The organism is Niallia sp. WK069_GA_01 (assembly GCF_983173855.1).
Genome location: NZ_OZ470138.1, coordinates 2,520,878 through 2,542,890, shown reverse-complemented (window position 1 = coordinate 2,542,890; position 22,013 = coordinate 2,520,878). Strand labels below are relative to the sequence as shown.

Below are 22,013 nucleotides of genomic sequence, written 5' to 3'. Positions count from 1 at the left end.
ATACATATCGATTTTTTCCCTGCTCGATTTTACATTTAATTCATATTGACTTTTCTGCCTATTTATTCTAGTAATACAAAGGAAAAAACATTAGAAATAATGGAAAAAGGTTGACCTTCTCTATTGAAAGTGGTGAAATAAGCATTTATGTTACTTGTATTAGAAAATGAATAAAAACAGGAGTATACGTTAGGTTTTCCGAGGCTTACCGCTCGCTTTCCAAACCACTAATCTTCATTATATTACAATTTACGAAATATTAAGTTGATGACATTAGGCTTACACCTTCATTAACTTTGAACATCTTGCTATTGCTTGATGCGTTTTCGTTATTAAGAAGAATCATTATTTGATCAGAAACAACGAAAAAGAATGGACCTTGTAACGGATCCATTCTTTTTCGATTAAAAGCTAGGCTGTTTTTAAAAAAATACTGTTAATTATTTTGTTCAACTGCTGATTTTTTGCTGGCATTGATTAATTCCTGTATGCCTTCTAAATCATTTTTTTCAAATAAGTCTACTATTTTGCTTCCGACGATTACACCATCACAATATTGGGTCATGTTTTTCACATGATCTGGTGTTGAAATACCAAAACCTGCTAATACGGGAATTGGACTAACTTCTTTCACGTTTAATAAATGTGTGCCTAAGTGTTCTTGAAAGGAAGCTCTTGAACCTGTAATTCCTGTCACCGTTACAGCATATAAAAAGCCATTTCCTTTTTTCGCAATTGTTTCAATCCGGTCAATTGGACTTGTCAACGTTACTAAGCGGATAATTTCAACTTGGTAGTTGTCAGCATATGTTAATAGCATGTCTTCTTCTTCAATTGGCAAATCTGGTACAATAATGGCTTGAATGCTTGCTTTTTTACAGCTTTGAAAAAAAGCTTCAATTCCAAATGATAAAATAGGATTGATATATGTCATAATCACAAGTGGAATAGTGGTAGAAGCTCTAAATGAGACAATGGCTTCAAATACTTTTTTTAACGTTGTTCCCGCTTGAAGTGCACGGATTCCAGCAGCTTGAATAATTGGTCCATCTGCAACAGGATCAGAAAATGGTATGCCGATTTCAATTGCTGTTGCTCCTGCTTTTTCTAAAAACTTGATTTTTTCTTCTAAGCTTTCTAGTCCGCCATCACCTGCCATAATATATGGTACAAATGCTTTATCTCCATTTTTTTTCACTTCTGCAAACGCCTCAGCAATTGTTAACATTATTTATCCACTCCCATTTTTTCCATTACTGTGTTAACATCCTTATCTCCTCTTCCAGATAAACAAACGATAATACCTTCTTCTTCTTTCATCGTTGGCGCTAATTTAAGGACATAGGCAATCGCATGCGCGCTTTCTAATGCTGGGATAATCCCTTCTAGTTTGCATAATAATTGCAATGCTTCAAATGCTTCATCATCTGTAACAGACTCATACTGGACTCTGCCGATATCATTTAAATAACTATGCTCTGGTCCGACTCCAGGATAATCCAAACCTGCTGAAATGGAATGTGCTTCTTGAATTTGTCCATCCTCATCCTGCAATAAATACATAAAGCAGCCATGCAGCACCCCTGGTTTTCCTTTTGTTAAAGAAGCCGCGTGTTTTTCTGTATGAAGTCCATGTCCAGAAGCTTCAACACCATACATTTTTACATCCGCGTCCTCTATAAATGGATAAAACATCCCCATTGCATTGCTTCCACCGCCAATACAGGCAACAACTGCATCCGGAAGTTTATCCTCTTTCAGTCTATATTGCTGCTTTGATTCTTTTCCGATAACACTTTGGAAATCTCTAACCATCATAGGAAATGGATGTGGTCCAAGTACAGAGCCTAACACATAATGTGTATCTTCTACATTTGTCACCCAATAGCGCAGCGCTTCATTACAGGCATCCTTTAATGTTGCACTACCAGACGTTACGCCAACTACCTTTGCACCAAGCATTTCCATACGAAACACATTGAGTTTTTGTCTGCGGATGTCTTCTTCGCCCATAAAGATGGTGCATTCTAATTTAAGCAGTGCGCAAGCTGTTGCCGTCGCTACTCCATGCTGACCTGCTCCAGTTTCAGCAACTACTTTCTTTTTGCCCATTTTTTTAGCAAGCAATGCCTGCCCTAATGAATTGTTGATTTTATGAGCCCCTGTATGGTTTAAATCTTCTCTTTTTAAATAAATTTTCGCACCTTTTGCATATTTTGTTAAGTTTTCTGCGTAGTATAAAGGAGTTTCTCTGCCAACATAGTCTTTTAATAAATAATCTAATTCTGATTGAAATACTGGATCCTTCGTTGCTTCTACATAAGCATTTTCCAATTCGACTACTGCACGCATCAATGTTTCAGGAACGTATCTTCCGCCATAAACACCATAGTGGCCTTTTTGATCAGGAAATGAATAGTTTGTTGTCATTTGTTATTCCTCCTATTGCTCATTATGTACCGTTAATTTCGTTAAAAATGCTTGTATTTTCTGCAAATCTTTTTTTCCGTCTGTTTCAACCCCACTACTAACATCAACCATATATGGATTTACCATTTCAAGTGCATCTTCCACATTATCTTGATGAAGTCCTCCTGCAAGAATTACTTTTTTTCCACGAAAATCAAAATTTTTGACGATATTCCAATCGAAGGATTTTCCATTTCCGCCATAATACTTTTCTCTTGGACTGTCTAGTAGAACATAATCACTGGAAAAATCAGCAGCCATTAGTAAATCTTCTTCTGTTTGTATACTAAAAGCTTTTATAACCGGCAACGCAAACTGAGAAGCAAATTCTTTCGACTCATCTCCGTGAAGTTGAATAACGTTAATGCCAGATTGTTTGACTATTTCATCAATTTTTTCTTTGGACTCATTTACAAATACGCCGACTTTCCATACCGTTTCAGGCAATATAGAAATAATTTCTTTCGCACCCTCTGGACTTATTTTTCGTTTACTTTCAGCAAATACAAACCCAATTGCTTTTGCACCATGTTCTACTGCGCACAATGCTGCTTGCTTATTAGTGATGCCGCAAATTTTAGCATTCATTTTCCCACACCTTACAATGTTACTTTCATTTGTGTTAATGTTTCTTTTAAATCGGCACTTTTCATAAACGTTTCTCCAACCAAGATGGCGTTTGCTCCTGCCGCTACTACCCTTTTAATATCATCCATCGTAGCAATTCCGCTTTCGCTGACTAAATAGCTGCCGCTTTTTTTAATCATTGGAGCAAGACGCTCGGTTGTTCCCAACGATACCTCAAATGTTTTCAAATTGCGATTATTTACTCCAATCAATTTAGCGCCTAAAGCAATTGCTCTCTCTGCTTCTTCTTCATTATGCACTTCGACAAGCACTTCCAGGTCTTTTTTTATCGCATAATCATATAAACTTTTTAATTTCTGATCATCTAAAGCTGCAACAATTAATAAAATCAAATTTGCTCCATACTGCTTTGCAAAATCAATTTGAATAGAATCAATAATAAAATCTTTGCAAAGCACAGGCACGTTTACCGCTGAGCGGACTGCTTGCAAATCTTCATACGTTCCTTTGAAAAAAGGAGTATCTGTTAAAACAGAAATAGTGTCAGCTCCGTATTGTTCATAGTTTGTTGTCTGTTCAACCGGATCGAGATGAATATTGATATCTCCTTTTGAAGGGGAAGCTCTTTTAAACTCTGCAATAATAGAAAGTGTGTCGGCATTTGCCAAACGTTTTAAAAAAGAAACTTGTTTATTTGCTGTTTTCCTTTCCAACTCATTTTTTCTTTTATGCAGATCCTCTATCACAGTATGTTTTTCCGCAATTATCTTATCTAGAATCGTCTCCATTATATCCCTGCCTTCTGAAGCCCTTTGCTTTTTTCTGCTAATTTCTGCAATTTATCTAAAGCAGCTCCTGATTTTATACTTTCTCTGGCAAGTTCTACCCCTTTTTTTATGGTATCTGCTTTGCCTGCTGCAAAAATGCCAATCCCGGCATTTAATAGTACTGTGTCCAAATAAGCCCCTTTTTCTCCTTTTAAAACGCGTAATAATATATCCGCATTTTCCTTTGCATCTCCACCACGAATTTCCTTATTATCATAAACTGGAAGATTCACCTCGTTTGGATGCAAAATGACTTTATTTATTTTGCCTTCATTTAAAATAACAAGTTCATTTTCTCCTTGCAAGGAAGCTTCATCCATGCTTCCTGCACCATTTAATACAACTGCTCTTTTTCTGCCTAACTTTTTCAACACTTCGGCAAATAATTCGGTAAAATCTTTACGATAAATCCCTAATACTTGCGATTCCAAATTTATGGGATTCGTTAAAGGACCAATTAAATTAAAGATTGTCGGAATACCCAATTCTCTGCGCACTTTCATAATTCTTCCCATTTTCGGCTGAACATGCTGAGCGAATAAAAAGGTAATGCCCACTTCTTTTAACTGTTCTTCATTCTGTTCTGGTGTAATATTCAATTTGATGCCAAGATGTTCAAGTACATCCGCACTCCCTGTTTTACTCGAAATGCTGCGATTACCGTGTTTAGCAACAGGCACACCGGCTCCAGCCAATACAAAAGCAGATGTACTGCTAATGTTAAAACTTTGTGATCCATCTCCCCCTGTTCCGCAATTATCGATGCATCCAGTAATAGCATTTTGAAAAGGAAGTGTTTGTTCTCTTACTGCTTGCACGATCCCAACAATTTCATCTGCACTTTCCCCTTTTATTTTTAAACTTGTAATAAAAGCAGCAATTTCACTATCGCTTGTTTGTTCAGAAAACAATTGTCTCGCAGCAGCAATCATTTCTTCTTTTGTTAACGATTCATTTTGCATCAGCTTTTGTAAATATTGCTTCATTTTATAGCCTCCTTTTTTGTTTCTTGAATAAAATTAGCTAACAGCTGTTTTCCTGTTTCTGTACCAACTGATTCTGGATGAAATTGAAACCCATACAAAGGAAAATTTTTATGTTTGATTGCCATAATTTCTTCATCATCTGTCGAATAAGCCAATACATCAAAGTCCTTTGATATTGTATCTTTTTTAATTACAAGAGAATGATATCTCATTACTTCTACTGGTTCTTCTAACGTTTTAAAAACGGAAGTTTTTGTCGTCTTTAAAAGTGAAGTTTTTCCATGCATAATGTTGTCTGCTCTTACCACTTCACTACCAAATGCATATCCGATGCCTTGATGACCTAAACATATCCCCAATATCGGAAATTCTTGATGCAATTCCTGAATAATCGCAATGAGGCTGCCTGCATTTTCTGGTCTGCCAGGTCCAGGAGATAAAACAATTCGATCAGGTTTCCATTCTCTAATTGCCTCAACAGAAATTTTATCATTTCGAACAACTTTAACTTCTTCTCCCAGCTCGCCTAAATATTGAAATAAATTATACGTAAATGAATCGTAATTATCGATTAATAAGATCATCTATTATCCCTCCAAAAATACCTTTAGTTTATGAATGGTTTCTTCGTATTCTTTTTCTGGAATGGAATCATGCACAATCCCAGCTCCCGCTTGAATATATGCTGTATTATCCTTAATTACCATTGTGCGAATGGCTAAAGCAAAGTCCATATTTCCATTTTTGGAGAAGTAGCCAACAGCACCTGAGTATATTCCCCTTTTTGTACCCTCTAGTTCATTAATAATTTGCATTGCTCTAATTTTCGGTGCTCCGGAAACCGTTCCAGCAGGAAGGATTGATACAAGGGCATCTACATTCGATTGATTTCCTTTAAGCTCTCCACTTACTTCAGAAACGATATGCATCACATGTTTATATTTTTCTACCTTTAAATATTTTTCAACTTTTACGCTTCCAAAATGGCTTACTTTGCCTACATCGTTTCTAGCTAGGTCAACAAGCATTTTATGTTCAGCCAATTCTTTTTCATCTTGCAGTAAATCTGCTTCTAATTCTTTATCTAATTCTGTTGTTTTTCCTCTTGGTCTAGTACCAGCAATTGGATTTGTAATAATTTTCCCTTTGCTTGCTTTGATCAGACTTTCCGGTGAACTACCTACTATCGCATATTCCTCAAAATCTAAGAAGTACATATAAGGTGACTGATTTTTTATACGCAGTTTTCGATAATAGGAAAAAGGAGAACCTTCTACATGTGCTGACATTCGGTGTGATGGAACGACCTGAAAAATGTCTCCTTCTAAAATATATTCTTTCGCTTTTTCGACTTTTTTCATATATTCTTCTTTTGTCATATGTGATTGAAAAGAGGAAACAGCAACTTCTTCTTTTTCTTCGCAAAATGGTTCTGTAAGTTCCGCTTTTCTTTTTTCTATTCTTTCTTTAAGTGCTTCCTCTGTTGTTGTATCAGTTAGAGGTGTAGCGACTAAATAAATAATTTGTTCTAAATGATCAAAAATAATCAAATCTTCAAAAAATAATAGATGTACATCTGGAATTCCCAATTCGTCTTTTGCTTCTTTTCCGATTTCTTCATATTGTCTGATATTATCATACCCGACATAACCGATTGCACCTCCGTTTATAGGAAGATCAAATGGCAAGTCAACTTGTTGGTCAGGTAATATTTTTTTGACAAGAGATAAAGCTTTTTCCTTTATTTCTTCTTTTTCATTGCCTCGAACGATTGTAGAACATGATCCCTTTCCAATTAATTCGAAAGTTGGATCGCTTCCTATTATGGAATACCTTCCAGAGTTTTCATGTTTAAGCGAACTTTCTAATAAGAATTTTTTCTTTCCTTTCAATCTTTGATAGATACTAATCGGTGTTAAAAGATCTCCATTTATTTTTTCGATAATCAATAACTGACTCGTTTGTTTTAACATGTCTTTCCCTCCAAATGGCAAATAAATTATTTTCAAGAGCTAATCATCCATCTAACTAATAAGACTCGTTTCTAAAAAATTGGTGTTATATTAGAAGCAGCTGCCTTTATTGCTTTTAAAAAAAGGATAAAAAAAGTCCCCTATCTGTAATCTCTCCTTAAAGATTCAGATAGAGGACGATTAGAAACCGCGGTACCACCTCTAGTTAGAGTGTTTCTCCACTCTCCCTTTTCGAGTATACTTTAAAAAGTTTACTCTCTCCTTTTAACGGCGGAACCCGGCAAACTCTACTGCATTTTTCAAGTTCGCACTCTTAAGTCCATTCTGTTATATGGTTGTATCGGTTTTACACCAGCCACCGACTCTCTGTAACAACGCATCATAACATACTACTCTTAATCATCGTTTTCATCATTTTATATAATACAAAAAGGGCTCTCTCCTATAAAAAGGACGAGAAACCCGTGGTGCCACCTTCATTAGCTTATAAAATAAGCTCACTTTAAGAAATCTTTACACATCAATGGTGTAAAATTTCCGTCTCTTGTAACGACGAGACTTTCGCTAAAGCCTACTTCTAAAAAAGTTTCGGTTTAGAGGCTCGGAAGTCCATTCACCTTTATATCCACACTGATTTTCACCAACCATCAGCTCTCTAAAGCTTCCATAAAAGTTACTACTCTTCGTCATAGCCAATCACTATGTTGTAACCATCATAGTGAATTTTTTAATAAAAGTCAAGTGATTCTCCTTATTTTTGCAATGCTTTTTCAAATCTTTGTTTCCAGTCAAGAGCTAGTGCATCTATTAATAAAACCTTTTCTATCTGCGCTTTGTTGTTTCGATCTAATAACATTAAATTTGTGGCATCCCAAACAGATATTTCCTGCTGTTGCCTTTCTAATAATGTAAAAGATGAATCTGCTCTTACAGTCCCTTCTTTTATCACTTTTAGAAAATAGCCAGTATAACAAGTTTCTACTATTCGTTTTAAAAACGTGTCAATTTTATTAAATTTTGAAATGGTTGAACATGGAATTCTCCCTTGAGTTACTTGAACGACTGCATTTCCTAAGGAAAGAATGTCTCCTATATATGTATCTTTTTCTAAAAAACCACTTGTGCAGATATTTTCACCAAAGGCTGGCGGCGACAATTGAACACCATATTCTTGTTCCCATTTTTTATAATGTTCATACGGATAAAAACATACTGCACGTTCTGGTCCGCCATGAAAGGATGGATTGGCAACATCATCGCCGGTAAATCCATCTACTTTTAATAAAACTTCATCCTTTTTGGTTTTTCCTATGGCTGAAGAATACATTTTATTTTTCCATGGTAAGTTTTCTGGTTTTCCTACACTTAATGCAATAATTTGACTCAATTATTTTTCCTCCTTCCCCTGATAATGTCTAGTTTATCATATAAGCTATCCTGGAAAGTGGTTTTGGCTCTCTTGAATAGTCCGCAGTCAGAGTACTCTTCCCTTTTCTGCGAGCAAGTACTACTTACGAGGCTTCGTCTTTCTGGAGTTTTCGTATAATTTTGGCTGCTCTCTGCTTCAATTACAAAAGCAATAAATAAAATGTAAAACACTCTTAGAAAAATAAAATTTTATAAAGCCATTTTTTTCCACTGTAATTCATTAGTAATTTTTCTTCTTTTCGTACATATTAAGTTTAGCCAACATACCGAAGTCAAGGAGATATTGCAGAATGGATCATATAAATGATGAAAAAAATTTTATTAATCTTTCTAATAATGCAAAAGAAACAAAACAGAAAGCAAAAAATGATCAAACAAAGGTTTCCAAAATGTCCATTTTTTCTATTTCCTCTATCCCATTAGTTATGACATTAGGAAATAGCATGCTAATTCCGGTGCTCCCTACCATTGAAAAAAAGCTGGAGATTTCTTCTTTTCAAGTTAGTATGATTATCACTGTTTATTCTATTGTTGCCATTTTGCTAATCCCTGTGGCAGGTTATCTATCGGACCATATCGGCAGAAAAAAAGTAATTATTCCTAGTCTTATTATATCTGCAATTGGTGGAGCAATTGCTGGTATAGCTGCATGGATGATGGACAATAGCTATTGGGTTATTCTTATTGGAAGGGCACTACAAGGTGTTGGAGCAGCAGGAGCCTTTCCTATCGTTTTGCCCTTAGTTGGAGATATGTTTAAAAAAGAAGAAGAGGTTAGCAGTACATTAGGTGTAATCGAGACATCAAATACGTTTGGCAAAGTATTAAGCCCCATAGTCGGCGCCTTCCTAGCCGGATTTATTTGGTTCATTCCTTTTATGTCTATTCCTATTTTTTGTTTTCTATCCATCATCTTGATTCTTCTTTTCGTTAAAGTGCCTGCAAGTCAAAAGGAGCCGTTGCCTTTTAAAGAATTTATCACACATACAAAAGAAGTAATAAAAAAAGACAAAAAATGGCTATATGCTATTTTTTTCATTGGTGCTATTGTTATGTTTATTTTATTTGCTGAGATGTTTTATTTATCAGATGTACTAGAAAAAAAATATCATATCAAAAATATAAAAAAAGGATTTTTCCTTGCCATTCCGTTAGGTGCATTGTGTCTTACCTCCTTTATCACTGGGAGAAAAATAAAACAAGATCAAAATTTAATGAGGTGGATTACTTTTATCGGCATTATTGCGATTATTTCTGGAACGATCGCACTCAGCTTCACTGAAAAATTATGGTTTATTGTGTTATTTCTTACCATTTCAGGAATCGGAATAGGCGCGAGCCTGCCACCCTTAGATGCTTTAATTACAGAAGGGATAGAAAAAGAAGAAAGAGGAACCATAACAAGCCTTTATAGCTCTATGCGTTTTATTGGCGTAGCTGCTGGACCGCCATGCATGGCATTATTCATTAAACATGCTGATCAGCTTCAATTTTATTTATTAGGCGGAATTGCGATTCTTGCCGCACTTGCAGCGTTATTTCGTTTAAAACAGCAAAAATCCACACAAGCTTAACGACTGAATTGATTCTAAACAATGATTTAGTCATTCTAATTATGTTAATTTCTGCAAGGCTTATTCATATGCCTTGCCTTCTTTTTATCTAAGCATATACATCCCTTCAAAGGTACACAATTAATCATTGTTTTCTCCACCCAATCATTTCATTAGCAAATCACTTTTCAAACCATTAACTTTTTTTCGTTCACTAAGCCATTCCGCCCCACCTCTAAGTGAACATTAACTTCATTTTCGCTAATAAAGTCGCTACCTGATTCCCCAAAGTTTCAGCATACTGAAACAAGCTCATTGAAGCCGTTTAATGTTTCCAATATGCAAATGTTCTTACTGATAATTACTACGCAATATCCTGTTAAAACATCGATTGACTAGCATCCTGCAAGCCTTATGTCTTCACTGGCACTTGAACATACTGGATGGAGAGCTAGACAGACTTCACATTTCAAAAATTTTATACTCCCTCATTAAAGTCAGTTATTCTCTTGTTTTCTCAGTTTTTCTTATCTATCTTAAAAAAACAAAAACACCCCAAAAGTGAACATTTGGGGTGTCGAGATTGTTGTTTATTTAATTCTATTCTTGAATAGGTTTTTTCAAAATACCAAGCAATACTGCACTTACAATTGCACCTATTACGATAGATAGCAGATATAATAATGCACTTCCATCTACTAATCCGATAACAAAGATACCACCATGTGGTGCTCTTAATGCAATGTGAAAGAACATAGACAATCCGCCAGTTATTGCAGCACCGATTGCTACTGAAGGAATGACACGAAGCGGATCTGCTGCTGCAAATGGAATCGCACCTTCTGTAATAAAGGATAATCCCATAATATAATTTGTTGTACCTGCATCTCGTTCTTGTTTTGTAAATTTCTTTTTAAATATAGTTGTCGCTAAAGCAATGGCAAGTGGCGGAACCATTCCTCCAGCCATAATAGCTGCCATTGGCTCAAATACTCCATTTGCAATAAGACCTGTACCAAATACATAAGCTGATTTATTAATAGGACCACCCATGTCTATTGCCATCATACCACCAAGAATAATACCTAATAACACAGCGTTTGCTGTTCCTAAACCAGACAACCAATTTGTAATAGCAGTATTTAAGTCTCCAACAGGACCAATAACTACATAATTCATAATTAATCCAGTAATTAAAATTCCAAGTAACGGATACAACAAAATCGTTTTGATACCTTCAAGAGAAGTCGGTAATACTTCCAATGCTTTTTTTAATCCAATAACTACGTAACCAGCTAAGAAACCTGCAATCAAACCACCTAAGAATCCAGCCCCACCAGTAGCAGCCATTAAACCTGCAACCATACCTGGTGCAAAACCAGGGCGATCAGCAATACTCATTGCAATAAATCCAGCTAATACAGGAACAAGCAAGAAGAATGCATTATCTCCGCCAATTAGCTTTAAAACAGCTGCAAAAGCATTATAGCTAGGATCATTAGGATCAGAAGAATTGTATCCAAACATAAAGGAAATAGCAATTAATATACCGCCACCAACTACAAACGGAAGCATATTGGATACACCGTTCATTAAATGTTTGTAAATACCTGCTTTTCCTTTTTTGCCACTTTCCCCTTCACTTGATCCAGAACCACCTTGATAAATTGGTGCTTGTTGATTAAGTGCTTTTTCAATTAATTCTTTTGGTTTTCTTATTCCATCTGCAACTGGTGTTTCTAAAACATGTTTTCCTTTGAAACGTTCCATTTGCACTTTTGTATCAGCTGCAACGATTACTCCTGTAGCATTCTCAATTTCTTCAGGAGTCAAAACATTTTTTGCACCGCCAGATCCATTCGTTTCTACTTTAATGTCAACACCCAGTTCAGCAGCTTTCGCTTTTAATGAATCCGCTGCCATATATGTGTGAGCAATCCCTGTTGGACAAGCAGTAACAGCAACGATAAAGTTCTTTTTATCTGCAATATTTTGCTCTACTTCTTCCTCTTCTACATCATAACTATCAATAATTCCAACAATTTCTTGTTTCGTTTTTGCAGCGAGTAATTTAGCTCGAACTTCTTCTTTTAACAAGATAGTAGATAATCGTGATAATGCTTCAAGATGTGTATTGTTTGCACCATCTGGAGCAGCAATCATAAAGAAAAGATTCGCTGGCTGACCATCTAAAGATTCATAATCTACCCCTGCTGTTGAACGCCCAAATGCTATTGCAGCATTTTTTACAGCTTTTGTTTTCGCATGTGGAATAGCAATTCCTTCACCGATACCAGTAGTACTCTGAGATTCTCTTTTTAGAATAGCAGCTTTGTACTCTTCTCTATCCGTTAATTTCCCTGCACTGTTTAAAACATCCACCAATTGATCAATTGTTGATAACTTTTGTGTTCCTTCTATATTTAAAAGGATAGTTTCTTGCGTTAATAATTCTGTTATTTTCATCAGATAACGCTCCTTTTTCTGTTTTTATCAAGCAATCTCAATTGGCATTTGCCATGCCAATTGAGGTGCTCCGTTCTATTATTTGAATATCTGATATAATTATTTAATAATTACCTGTGGTAATAAACTTTCTACTTTCTCTTTTGAACATAAACCAATGGAAAATGCTGTAGCACTACCTGAAGCTACACTATAACGAAAAGCTTCTCGTATATCCTGCGTTTCTTGATATTTTGCAAGGAATCCCGCAACCATACTGTCGCCTGCGCCTACAGAACTTTTCACTTCTCCTTTAGGAACCGTGCTGATAATAGTTTCGTGTTCGTTAATTAAAACCGCACCATCTCCTGCCAATGAGACAATTACATTTTGCGCACCGCGTTCTAATAGTTTTTTCCCATAAGGGACAACCTCTTCTATACTTGTAATGGTCGTATCAAACAACTCACCTAATTCATGATGATTCGGTTTAATAAGAAATGGTGAATACGGCAATACTTTATTTAACAATTCTCCTTCAGCATCAACAACAAAAGAAACATGTTGCTCATGACAAATTTTCACTAACTCTTCATATGTTGTTTTCGGAAGAGTAGATGGAATGCTTCCTGCAAGCACTAATAAGTCATCAGATGTTAACTCACTGATTTTTTGCTTAAGTTCAGTGAACTTATCTTCAGAAATAAAAGGTCCGTTTGCATTCAACTCTGTTTCAGAATCTGCTTTTACTTTCACATTGATTCTTGTATCTTCTTCAACTTCCACAAAATTAGTTTCAATATTTTCTTTTTGCAGTTGATCTACAATATAATTACCTGTAAACCCACCAACAAATCCTAAAGACTTGCTTGTAACACCCATTTTGTTTAATACTCTAGAAACGTTAATTCCTTTTCCACCAGGAAATTTACTAGTAGTTCCTATACGATTTAATTCCCCTAAATTAACTGTGTCTAATTCAATAATATAGTCAACAGAAGGATTTAATGTTAGTGTATAAATCATACTTTCACAACCTTTATACTAGTTTTTCGTAAATACTTTTCGCTTATTTCTTCGTCAAGATAATTAGTAATAATTACCGCTTCATTAAGATCGGCAATTTTTGAAAAATAAACCTCTGAAAACTTGCTGTCATCTGCAATAACAAATGCTTCCCTTGAAAGTTCCATTGCTAATTCTTTCACCATCGCTTCTTCCTGATCAGGTGTAGTATACCCAGATTTAGGATGAATACCATTCACACCCAAAAAACATTTATCAAACCGATAATTATTCAAACTAACTAATGAACCTCTTCCAACAATTGCATTTGTTTTTTCTTTCACATAACCACCTAAGATATAAGTTGAAATTCCCTTTTCTAAAAGTGGCTGCAAATGCATTAATCCGTTTGTTACAACAACAATATCTTTTTTCTCAAGAAATGGAATCATTTCTGTCACAGTTGAACCCGCATCTAAATATATACTATCTCCATCTTCTATTAAACTTGCCGCATAATTTGCAATTTGTTTTTTTTCTTGAAGGTTTTTGAGAGATTTTTCAATCATACTAGGCTCTGTTCTTTTCCCTTGTAGCCTAGATGCACCTCCATGGACTCTTTTTAAAAAGCCCTCATGTTCCAATAATGTTAAATCACGTCTTATTGTTGACTCAGAAGTGGATGTTCTATCTACGAGCTCTTGTAGTTTAACTGTGTGTTTTTCCTTAATCAATTGTAAAATTAAATGATGTCTTTCAGGTGTTAACAACTTTTCACATCATCTCCTTAGAGTCATGTGTTATGCCTCTATAAAAATAATACTGTAAACGATTTCAACAATCAAGCATTTTCTTTCAAAATCATTCAAAAAAATTCAAAATATGAAAGTTTGTGAACGTTTTTTGTCTTATTATCTCTTCAAATAGGCAGAAAATAAGCTCATTCAAACTCTTTACCCCTTTTCCTAATTAATTATGTTTCAAATGTTGAAATTTTTCATTCTTATCTCCTATAATAGATATCAGCTCTACTCAAATTTTTTGAAAAGGAACCGAATAAAAAATGAACATGAAAAAGATATCCTTTTATTATTTAGAACTCATTAAGATTATTATTATGAGTGTTTTGCTTTTCGCCTTGTTTGGTTCTATTAATGACATCATCATTAAATCCATCACCGGCTATGCTTTCCCAAACATAAGCTTTTTTCAAGAAAACTCCCTATTGATGGTACTATTTATCATCCAGTATATCGGTTTTGGCTTATTAGTTTTTGTCATTTACAAAAATTCAATACAATTTATTGGTTTCAACAAACAAAAAACAAGAAAAAAATTACCCGTCGCTTGGGTGAAAAAACTAACCTTTTTCGCTTTACTTCTAATTATATTGTTTTATATTTTTTTATTATTTCATTAAGATAATTCAAATGTAATTCACAAAAAACAACACTCAAAAACACTCGCACCATGGCTCATGAAAGAAGCGACATTCCATTTTTTTACAGTCTAAGTTCATAAGCAGAAAGCAGTCAGAATACACGAAGACTCCCGTGGGAATGCGAGAAAGACGAGACCCCGCAGCAAAGCGAAGAGGCTCGTCGCTCGCCCACAGGAAAGCGAAGTGTATTCTGACTGCGGACTATTCAAGAGAGCCTTTTTTCAGGATAGATAACCATGCGAATAAGGATTCACACCATAACCCATGAAAAGAAGCAGCAATTTTTTTTATAGTCTAAGTTCATAAGCAGGAAGCAGTCAGAATACACGAAGACTACCGTGGGAATGCGAGAAAGACGAGACCCCGTAGCAAAGCGAGGAGGCTCGTCGATCGCCCACAGGAAAGCGAAGTGTATTCTGACTGCGGACTTTTCGAGAGAGCCTTTTTTCAGGATAGATAACCATGCGAATAAGGATTCACACCATAACCCATGAAAAGAAGTTGCTTTCTTAAATTAATAAGCAGGGAGCAGCCTGAATACACGTAGACTCCTGTGGGATTAGCGAGGCAGCTGAGACCCTGCAGGCCAAGGGCCGAAGCGGCTCAGCACGAGCCCCACGGAAAGCGAAGTGTATTCAGGCTGTGGACGATTACCACAAACCTTCTTTTTCACATGAATAAAAAACCCAAACCATCATACGAAATTTTTTTTACATCTTCGTATCATGGTTTGGGCTTATCTTCGGCTGGAATACTTATGTCCCAGCTTCTTTTTGCTATAATCCGCTCTGAACAAACAATAATAATAACTTGTAACTAGTTTATTATTCAACAACGGCACAACCCCAGTTTTCTGCAGCCTATAAGTAAAACCACATTTTTCATTCACCCTTCTAGAATTACGATTAAAATCAAAATGTCCACACCAGATCACATCTAACTGCAGCTCTGTAAAGCCATAATCAATTAACTTATTAACAGCTTCAGGCACAATGCCTCTTCCCCAATATTTCGGATTTAAAGCATAACCAATTTCTCTTTGCTTAAGATGCGACAGCGAACTATCTGGTTTTCTTTCATGAATCCCAATACTTCCAATCACTTTATTTTCTTCATTCCAAACAATCGCATACGTATGATCATTCGTTAAAAACAGCTTAATAATCTCCTTGCTTTCTTCTTCACTTTTATGCGGTGCCCAACCAGCATTAGGACCAACCAATTCATTACATGCATACTCATATAAATCTTTACTATCTGTTTCCTGCCAACTCCTCAGCATTAATCGATTTGTATTCAGTAATTCCAATTTTTTCATTCCTCTCTACTCAATTAACGTGTTTTACCAACGCAAAACCAAATAAAAAGACAACAATCTTTTTTAGAAAAGAGCCTTTTCAAAATCAAACCTACATTTACTGATATAGAAAGAAGATGAATCAAAAATTGATTCATCTTTCATGTGAAAGCAATTCATTATAATATACATTCATTATGCTTTTAAAACCAAAACAATCATGCTATCAATAACAGAAAGATTAAATACAAATTTATTACTATCTCCTTGCCACTCTTTCATATATATCTTGTAAAGTTTTACATCCCATTTCCTGGGCTTTAGCTAAATATTTTGTCCACAGAACAGCTGTCAGCTTAGCATCTCCAAGAGCATGGTGACGATCATAAATCGGAACCTCACTATGCACACACCAATCCTCCAGTGTAACAATAGATTGTTTCGGTTCTACTGTTTTAAACAAAAAAGATGTATCAACAATTCGATGCTTAAAAGGTGTTTTAAATTGCTTCCAACAAGCAGATTGCATAAAGTTTTTTTCATGGGATGAATGATGGGCTACTAACGTATCATCTTTTACAAATTCAAAAAATCCAACTAAAACTTCAGACAAATATGGGGCATCCACTAAATCAGCATCTTTAATTCCCGTTAAATTTACGATATCCTCTGGTATTTGTTCATTAATACGAATTAACGAATAAAACTGATCGTCTAAAATGTCACAGCCTCTTACTTTAACAGCACCAATCGAGATAATCTGATCTCCTTTATCAGGAAAAAAACCTGTTGTTTCTATATCAAATATAACCGTACTTAAATCCTTTAAAGGCAAACGAGAAGCCACTTCTACTTTTAAATCCTTTTGCAGCCTTCTCATAAAAGCAAGCTGTTGGGAATTAAAACCATTTGAATTAGCATTAAGTACACTTGAATTGACTTTTCCATATAAATCTCTCATATAATGAAGAAAAGATTCCACGCCCATTTTAACACCCTTTTTCGATTATCCTTTGAACTCGCTGATATAATTTTATCCCATTTCTTAATAATAACTTGATTTCTTGCCTTTCTTCCTTACTTAATCTTTTTATATTTAAAAAATGCACATCACTGTATGTTTTCGCATTTTTAAATAAAGTAATACGATATTGCAAAATTTTTATAAAATATTGTTCATAAGGACGCAGAAAGGTTTCATACTTTTCCATTTTTTCCAGTTCTTCCATTCGGCCAAGCGTGGAAGATGATTGAATTCCCTCTTTAATAGCTAGCAATCGCACAGAATTTACATATGGTAAATATAACGTATTTTTCAAATGAATAGATCCTTTATGTGGGCCAGTTCTTTCCACAAAAAATTGACCAAAAAAACCTACTCCTTTTTTTATACGCATCACATTATTCATAAAACGATGTAATAAATTCGGGTGCTCAGTACGATATTCATGTATATAGGAGCGTAGATTTTCAACAAAGCAAGCGTCTCCGAATAATCTTCTGCTATCATAAAATATTTGTAAGTACCGGATGGATTCCCAACTTTCCATTTCCATCCAATCTAATAGTTGCTTTTTCCATTCATCGACAGATTTACACCACATCGGATTGCTGCTCATAACATTGCCTTCACAATAAGGATAACCAACATCATTTAAAAGATCACTTAATTGTTTGCCAAACCGTATAAAGTAGGATTGAAAAGAGGCATTGCTCTCTTTATAGATAATCCCATGATCTTGATCACTAAATATACCTTGTTCCAATCTCCCGGCACTCCCTGTTACAAACCAAACAAATTCACACGGGGGCTCGCCATTTGTTTTTCTAAATTCTTCAAAGGCAACAGTGAAAACTTGTTTCATCACCTTATCATGACATTCATTTAATTGCGTATTATTTTTTGCACAATGAATCTTCTGCTCTTCTTTTTCTTGCCGTATTTGATTAATTCTTATAATTTGAGAACACATCCATGCACTTCCTTAAATAATAAATATAGATGTTAGAATGTATGCTGCTCTACTTAAGTAGTTTACAACATATGTTTATTGTATTATTTTAGCATATAAACAATGGCACTAATGAACTTCTATTCTTTTTATTTCTATTATTCTAATAGAGGGTGTTCAAAAAGTCCGGTAAAAATGACACATCAAATTTCTTCGTTGGTTTGCTTCTCCGCTTCTCACGTATAACTTAGAGGTTCTTCCACTAAAAACGCTCACGTCCTGTGAGCAACGTGGAAGTCATCACATCCTGTGAAAGGGTGATGCTCAGGAGCAAACCGCCTCGAACTTCTCGGTCCTTTTTATCCTCCTTTTTGAACACGCACTAATAATATGTTTTTTTATGATAATCACTAAAAAGTGCGGAAGCCCCACTATAATAAAGTGAGGCTTCCAATTGATTCGTATACTATTATAAAACTAATTGCTTAGACATTTTTACTTTCTTCATTTGAAAGAAAAACTTCTGGATAACCGTAAGTACCATGTTCACTAATATCTAGTCCCATGATTTCTTCTTCTTCCGTTACACGAAGACCACTGATTTTTTTGATTGCGTATAAGATAACAAAACTTACTACGAAAGCAAACAATCCAGAAACGATTACACCTGTTGCTTGAACACCTAACTGATGGAATCCACCGCCGTAAAATAAGCCTGGTTTACCAACAACAGCTAATTCTTTTGTAGCAAATAATCCATTTGATAATGTTCCCCATACTCCAGCTGTACCATGTACTGATAAAGCAAAAATCGGATCATCGATTTTTCTGTTATCAAAGAATCTAACACTATAGAATACTAGAATTCCAGCAATAAATCCGATCACTACAGCTGCCCAAGTGTCAACGAATGCACAAGATGCTGTAATAGCAACTAAACCTGCTAATGCACCATTTAACATAGTAGATATATCTGATTTACCTAAAACGATCCAAGAGATTAACAACGCAGAAACAGATCCAGCTGCTGCTGCTAAGTTTGTGTTTAATGCAACAAAACCAAAGAATCCATCCGCTACAGAAACTGTACTACCTGCGTTAAATCCAAACCAGCCTACCCATAAAATGATAACACTTAATGCAGTGTATACTTGGTTATGGCCAAAGATTGGATTAGAAGATCCATCTGCATTAAATTTACCAATACGAGGTTTTAATAAAATAGTCGCAGCCAATGCCGCCATTGCACCAGTTAAATGTACTACAGTAGATCCAGCGAAATCCTGTTTGCCGTGTGTGAACAACCAGCCGCCTCCCCAAATCCAATGCGCTACAACCGGATACACTAATGCCGAGAATAATACCGAGAAAATAAGATATACTGATAATTTTGCCCGTTCAGCAAAACCTCCTAGTGCAATGGTTAAAGATATTCCAGCAAAAGCTAATTGGAAAACAAAAAACACGGATGTTTGAAGTCCAGCTCCATCTGCCTGTGCACCAGAATAGAAGAAATCAGTTAACCCAACAAAAAAGTTTGCATTTCCTCCAAAAATAAATCCATATCCTACTGCCCAGAATACTAATGAAGCAATACCGAATGTAAAGACTGTTTTACCAGCAATATGACCAGCATTTTTCATTCTTGTAGAACCAGCTTCCAGTAAAATAAATCCACCTAACATAAAAATAACTAAAATTGCAGCAACCATTGTCCACAAGCTGTTCATTAAAAATTCTAAATTTTCCATCAGGATTTCTTCCCCCTTTTATGTATATATATTATAACATTAAGTGTCATATAATCTAACACTCCAATATCTTTATTTTACCGATAATAAATTATCTGTCAATATAATTTCAATAATTAATTTTCTAAAAATTGAATTACTTTTAATATTATGTAATATTACTTTGACTTTTTTAACTTTTTATAAGAATAAACAGCAGGAAAACTCTAGATTAAGAAAGCGTTATCTTAATTTACCGTCAATACATTGTCCTAATCGGATTAAGCCATCCTTCTCTTTAGAAAGTATCCTTCGTTTTTCTTTATGCCGCACACGTGATAAAATATGACGCATCACTCCACTTTCGGCTGATTCTGTCGATGTCTCTCTTTTTTATTCTGTCCTATAATATTGTCCACTTTTATTTTCCACAGCATGAAAAAGGGAGTCCAGAAAAGATGCTTCCTGAACTCCCTTTTTCCTATTTTAAATTAGCAAATAAAAGTTGCTCCAACAATAATTAATAAGATAAATAATACAACGATTAATGCGAATCCGCCGCCGTAACCAGCTCCTCCAGTACCACAACCGCCGCCATATCCATAACCAGCACCATAACCTGCACCGTAACCGTACATAAGAACATCTCCCTTTCTGATTTTGTGCTATCATTAACCATTTTTTAAGCTAATGTGTAATCATAATTGATACTTATGAAAAGTAATTACATAAGCACTTACAAAAACATCTTATGCAAAGAAGAGAATTTGGGTTGGGTAAATGTCTATATTAAGCAAAAAACCTATTGTTTTTTTTGGTTTTCGTTAATCCGCAGCTCGTCTTTCACTGTGTGCAATAAGTTTTTTGTCTTCTCATACGGAGAAGATGCTAAACTGATTTCAGAAATAATTGCTACCCCGTTCGCACCTGCATGAATCACTTCTCTGGCATTTTTAGTTGTTATTCCACCAATGCCCACGATAGGAATTTTGATGTTATTCACCTTCATTTCCTTTATTAAGCTCGTTCCTCTTACTGGCTCTGTATCTTTTTTTGTATTTGTAGGATAAATCGGCCCTATTCCTACATAATCAGCCCCTGCTTTAATAGCTGATTGCACTTCTTCTAATGAATGGGCAGAAACACCAAGTATTTTATTACCGATTTTCTTTTTCACAAATTCTGCTTTTTCATCCTCTTGACCAATATGAATGCCATCAGCTGCAATTTCCAATGCCAATTCCACATCATCATTAACGATAAAAGGCACATCATAAGCATTACATTTATTTTTCAGTTTTTTCGCTAGTGCTCTCTTCTCAGGTCCAGTTAGCGCACCTTGTCCTTTTTCCCTAAACTGGAACACTGTTATGCCTGCTTTTAATGCTTCCGTTAAAACATACTCAGGATCTAGTTCACAATTGTTGCTGCCCATAATGAAATAAACTTTTAATAAGTCTCTAATATAATTCTGCTGATAATTCTCCATATTCTACTCCTCGTATGCTACTTAAAACTGCTGATTCGCTTTTCCTGGTATGCCCAATGATTGGTTGGTCCATGACCATTTCCAATATGCAAATCCTTCTGAATGGCATGATAGACAAATTCTTTCCCAATCCGAAATGCTTCTTCCATTAATTCCCCATTTGCTAAACTTGCTGCAATCGCTGCAGCAAATGTACAGCCAGTGCCATGCGTATTTTTGGTTGAGAATCTTGTTGACTGCAGCTCTGTATATTTTTTTCCATCAAATAATAAATCAATTAATTCTTCCTCGTCTCCATGCCCACCTTTTATGATGACATTTTTGGCTCCAAGTTCGTATAATCTTTCTGCTGCTAATTTACGGTCATGTAAATTCTTTATTTTTATTCCAGTCAATTCTTCTGCTTCTGGTATATTAGGAGTAATAACTGTAGCAACTGGGAGTAAAAGGCTGCACATCGCATCTATTGCTTCCTTTTGCAGAAGGGTGGATCCTCCTTTTGCTATCATTACTGGGTCAACCACAATCTGCTGCCAATTGTATTTTTTTATTTTTGCGACAACAAGTTCAATGATTTCTCCATTAAAAAGCATGCCAGTTTTTATTGCATCTGTTCCAATATCTGAAGCTACTGCATCAATTTGCTTTTCAATTGCTTCAAGACTCACCGGATATACAGCCTCCACCCCAAGTGTGTTTTGAGCTGTAATCGCAGTAATTGCTGTCATTCCAAAGACTTTTAGTTCCTGAAATGTTTTTAAATCAGCTTGTATGCCTGCACCGCCTCCGCTATCAGAACCAGCAATTGTTAAAGCTTTCGGTACACTCAT

20 protein-coding genes and 2 other annotated features are annotated in these 22,013 nt (G+C 35.4%); of the genes, 2 read left to right on the top strand and 18 right to left on the bottom strand.

The window, feature by feature from the left end; genetic code table 11:
* Positions 1-436: 436 nt before the first annotated feature.
* The 8 genes from trpA to AC5LWL_RS12160 all read right to left on the bottom strand — a co-directional run bounded on the left by trpA (position 437) and on the right by AC5LWL_RS12160 (position 8,230).
* Positions 437-1,228, bottom strand: a complete 792-nt coding sequence (gene trpA / locus AC5LWL_RS12195; RefSeq protein ID WP_493434543.1) for a tryptophan synthase subunit alpha — start codon at positions 1,226-1,228, stop codon at positions 437-439.
* Positions 1,228-2,430 carry a tryptophan synthase subunit beta gene (gene trpB / locus AC5LWL_RS12190; protein WP_493434542.1) on the bottom strand — a complete coding sequence of 401 codons (1,203 nt, stop codon included), beginning with the start codon at positions 2,428-2,430 and terminating at the stop codon, positions 1,228-1,230. Before trpB ends, trpA begins: the two co-directional genes overlap by 1 nt.
* Positions 2,431-2,442: 12 nt before the next feature.
* Positions 2,443-3,057, bottom strand: a complete 615-nt coding sequence (locus tag AC5LWL_RS12185) for a phosphoribosylanthranilate isomerase (RefSeq protein WP_493434541.1) — start codon at positions 3,055-3,057, stop codon at positions 2,443-2,445.
* A gap of 11 nt (positions 3,058-3,068) precedes the next feature.
* On the bottom strand, positions 3,069-3,845 hold the full coding sequence (trpC, locus tag AC5LWL_RS12180; RefSeq protein WP_493434540.1) for an indole-3-glycerol phosphate synthase TrpC: 777 nt from the start codon (positions 3,843-3,845) through the stop codon (positions 3,069-3,071).
* Positions 3,845-4,870: an anthranilate phosphoribosyltransferase gene (gene trpD / locus AC5LWL_RS12175; RefSeq protein ID WP_493434539.1), complete on the bottom strand. Its 1,026-nt coding sequence runs from the start codon at positions 4,868-4,870 to the stop codon at positions 3,845-3,847. The genes trpC and trpD overlap by 1 nt, the downstream gene beginning before the upstream one ends.
* Positions 4,867-5,454: an anthranilate synthase component II gene (locus AC5LWL_RS12170; protein WP_493434538.1), complete on the bottom strand. Its 588-nt coding sequence runs from the start codon at positions 5,452-5,454 to the stop codon at positions 4,867-4,869. Before AC5LWL_RS12170 ends, trpD begins: the two co-directional genes overlap by 4 nt.
* Positions 5,455-5,457: 3 nt before the next feature.
* Positions 5,458-6,843, bottom strand: a complete 1,386-nt coding sequence (trpE, locus tag AC5LWL_RS12165) for an anthranilate synthase component I (RefSeq protein WP_493434537.1) — start codon at positions 6,841-6,843, stop codon at positions 5,458-5,460.
* Between the two features lie 169 nt (positions 6,844-7,012).
* Positions 7,013-7,255, bottom strand: a binding site (T-box leader).
* 34 nt (positions 7,256-7,289) lie between these two features.
* Positions 7,290-7,542, bottom strand: a binding site (T-box leader).
* A 52-nt stretch (positions 7,543-7,594) separates the two neighbouring features.
* On the bottom strand, positions 7,595-8,230 hold the full coding sequence (locus tag AC5LWL_RS12160) for an MOSC domain-containing protein (RefSeq protein ID WP_493434536.1): 636 nt from the start codon (positions 8,228-8,230) through the stop codon (positions 7,595-7,597).
* A gap of 331 nt (positions 8,231-8,561) precedes the next feature.
* Between AC5LWL_RS12160 and bcbE the strand changes: the two genes are divergently transcribed.
* Complete coding sequence (gene bcbE / locus AC5LWL_RS12155; protein ID WP_493434535.1) at positions 8,562-9,845, top strand: bacillibactin exporter BcbE; 1,284 nt, start codon at positions 8,562-8,564, stop codon at positions 9,843-9,845.
* 579 nt (positions 9,846-10,424) lie between these two features.
* Here bcbE and AC5LWL_RS12150 read toward each other — a convergent pair.
* The 3 genes from AC5LWL_RS12150 to AC5LWL_RS12140 form a co-directional block, all read right to left on the bottom strand.
* Positions 10,425-12,290, bottom strand: coding sequence for a PTS fructose transporter subunit IIABC (locus AC5LWL_RS12150; protein ID WP_493434534.1), 1,866 nt, complete (start codon positions 12,288-12,290; stop codon positions 10,425-10,427).
* Between the two features lie 99 nt (positions 12,291-12,389).
* Positions 12,390-13,295 (bottom strand): 1-phosphofructokinase, encoded by a 906-nt coding sequence (gene pfkB, locus AC5LWL_RS12145; RefSeq protein WP_493434533.1) that lies wholly within the window; start codon positions 13,293-13,295, stop codon positions 12,390-12,392.
* Entirely contained in the window at positions 13,292-14,044 is a 753-nt protein-coding gene (locus tag AC5LWL_RS12140) for a DeoR/GlpR family DNA-binding transcription regulator (RefSeq protein WP_493434532.1), read from the bottom strand. The genes pfkB and AC5LWL_RS12140 overlap by 4 nt, the downstream gene beginning before the upstream one ends.
* Before the next feature lie 293 nt (positions 14,045-14,337).
* On the opposite strand from AC5LWL_RS12140, the gene AC5LWL_RS12135 reads away from it, so the two are divergent.
* Entirely contained in the window at positions 14,338-14,694 is a 357-nt protein-coding gene (locus AC5LWL_RS12135; RefSeq protein ID WP_493434531.1) for a hypothetical protein, read from the top strand.
* A gap of 757 nt (positions 14,695-15,451) precedes the next feature.
* Here the strand turns inward: AC5LWL_RS12135 and AC5LWL_RS12130 are convergent.
* The 7 genes from AC5LWL_RS12130 to thiD all read right to left on the bottom strand — a co-directional run bounded on the left by AC5LWL_RS12130 (position 15,452) and on the right by thiD (position 22,013).
* Positions 15,452-16,033: a GNAT family N-acetyltransferase gene (locus AC5LWL_RS12130; protein WP_493434530.1), complete on the bottom strand. Its 582-nt coding sequence runs from the start codon at positions 16,031-16,033 to the stop codon at positions 15,452-15,454.
* 238 nt (positions 16,034-16,271) lie between these two features.
* Positions 16,272-17,000: an exonuclease domain-containing protein gene (locus AC5LWL_RS12125; protein WP_493434529.1), complete on the bottom strand. Its 729-nt coding sequence runs from the start codon at positions 16,998-17,000 to the stop codon at positions 16,272-16,274.
* A 1-nt stretch (position 17,001) separates the two neighbouring features.
* A complete protein-coding gene (locus AC5LWL_RS12120; protein WP_493434528.1) occupies positions 17,002-17,985 on the bottom strand; it encodes a DUF294 nucleotidyltransferase-like domain-containing protein in 984 nt (327 codons plus the stop codon).
* 464 nt (positions 17,986-18,449) lie between these two features.
* Positions 18,450-19,715 carry an ammonium transporter gene (locus tag AC5LWL_RS12115; protein WP_493434527.1) on the bottom strand — a complete coding sequence of 422 codons (1,266 nt, stop codon included), beginning with the start codon at positions 19,713-19,715 and terminating at the stop codon, positions 18,450-18,452.
* A gap of 470 nt (positions 19,716-20,185) precedes the next feature.
* Positions 20,186-20,332 (bottom strand): YjcZ family sporulation protein, encoded by a 147-nt coding sequence (locus AC5LWL_RS12110; protein WP_493434526.1) that lies wholly within the window; start codon positions 20,330-20,332, stop codon positions 20,186-20,188.
* A 164-nt stretch (positions 20,333-20,496) separates the two neighbouring features.
* Positions 20,497-21,183 carry a thiamine phosphate synthase gene (gene thiE, locus AC5LWL_RS12105; RefSeq protein ID WP_493434525.1) on the bottom strand — a complete coding sequence of 229 codons (687 nt, stop codon included), beginning with the start codon at positions 21,181-21,183 and terminating at the stop codon, positions 20,497-20,499.
* Positions 21,184-21,200: 17 nt separating this feature from the next.
* Positions 21,201-22,013 carry a bifunctional hydroxymethylpyrimidine kinase/phosphomethylpyrimidine kinase gene (gene thiD, locus AC5LWL_RS12100; RefSeq protein WP_493434524.1) on the bottom strand — a complete coding sequence of 271 codons (813 nt, stop codon included), beginning with the start codon at positions 22,011-22,013 and terminating at the stop codon, positions 21,201-21,203.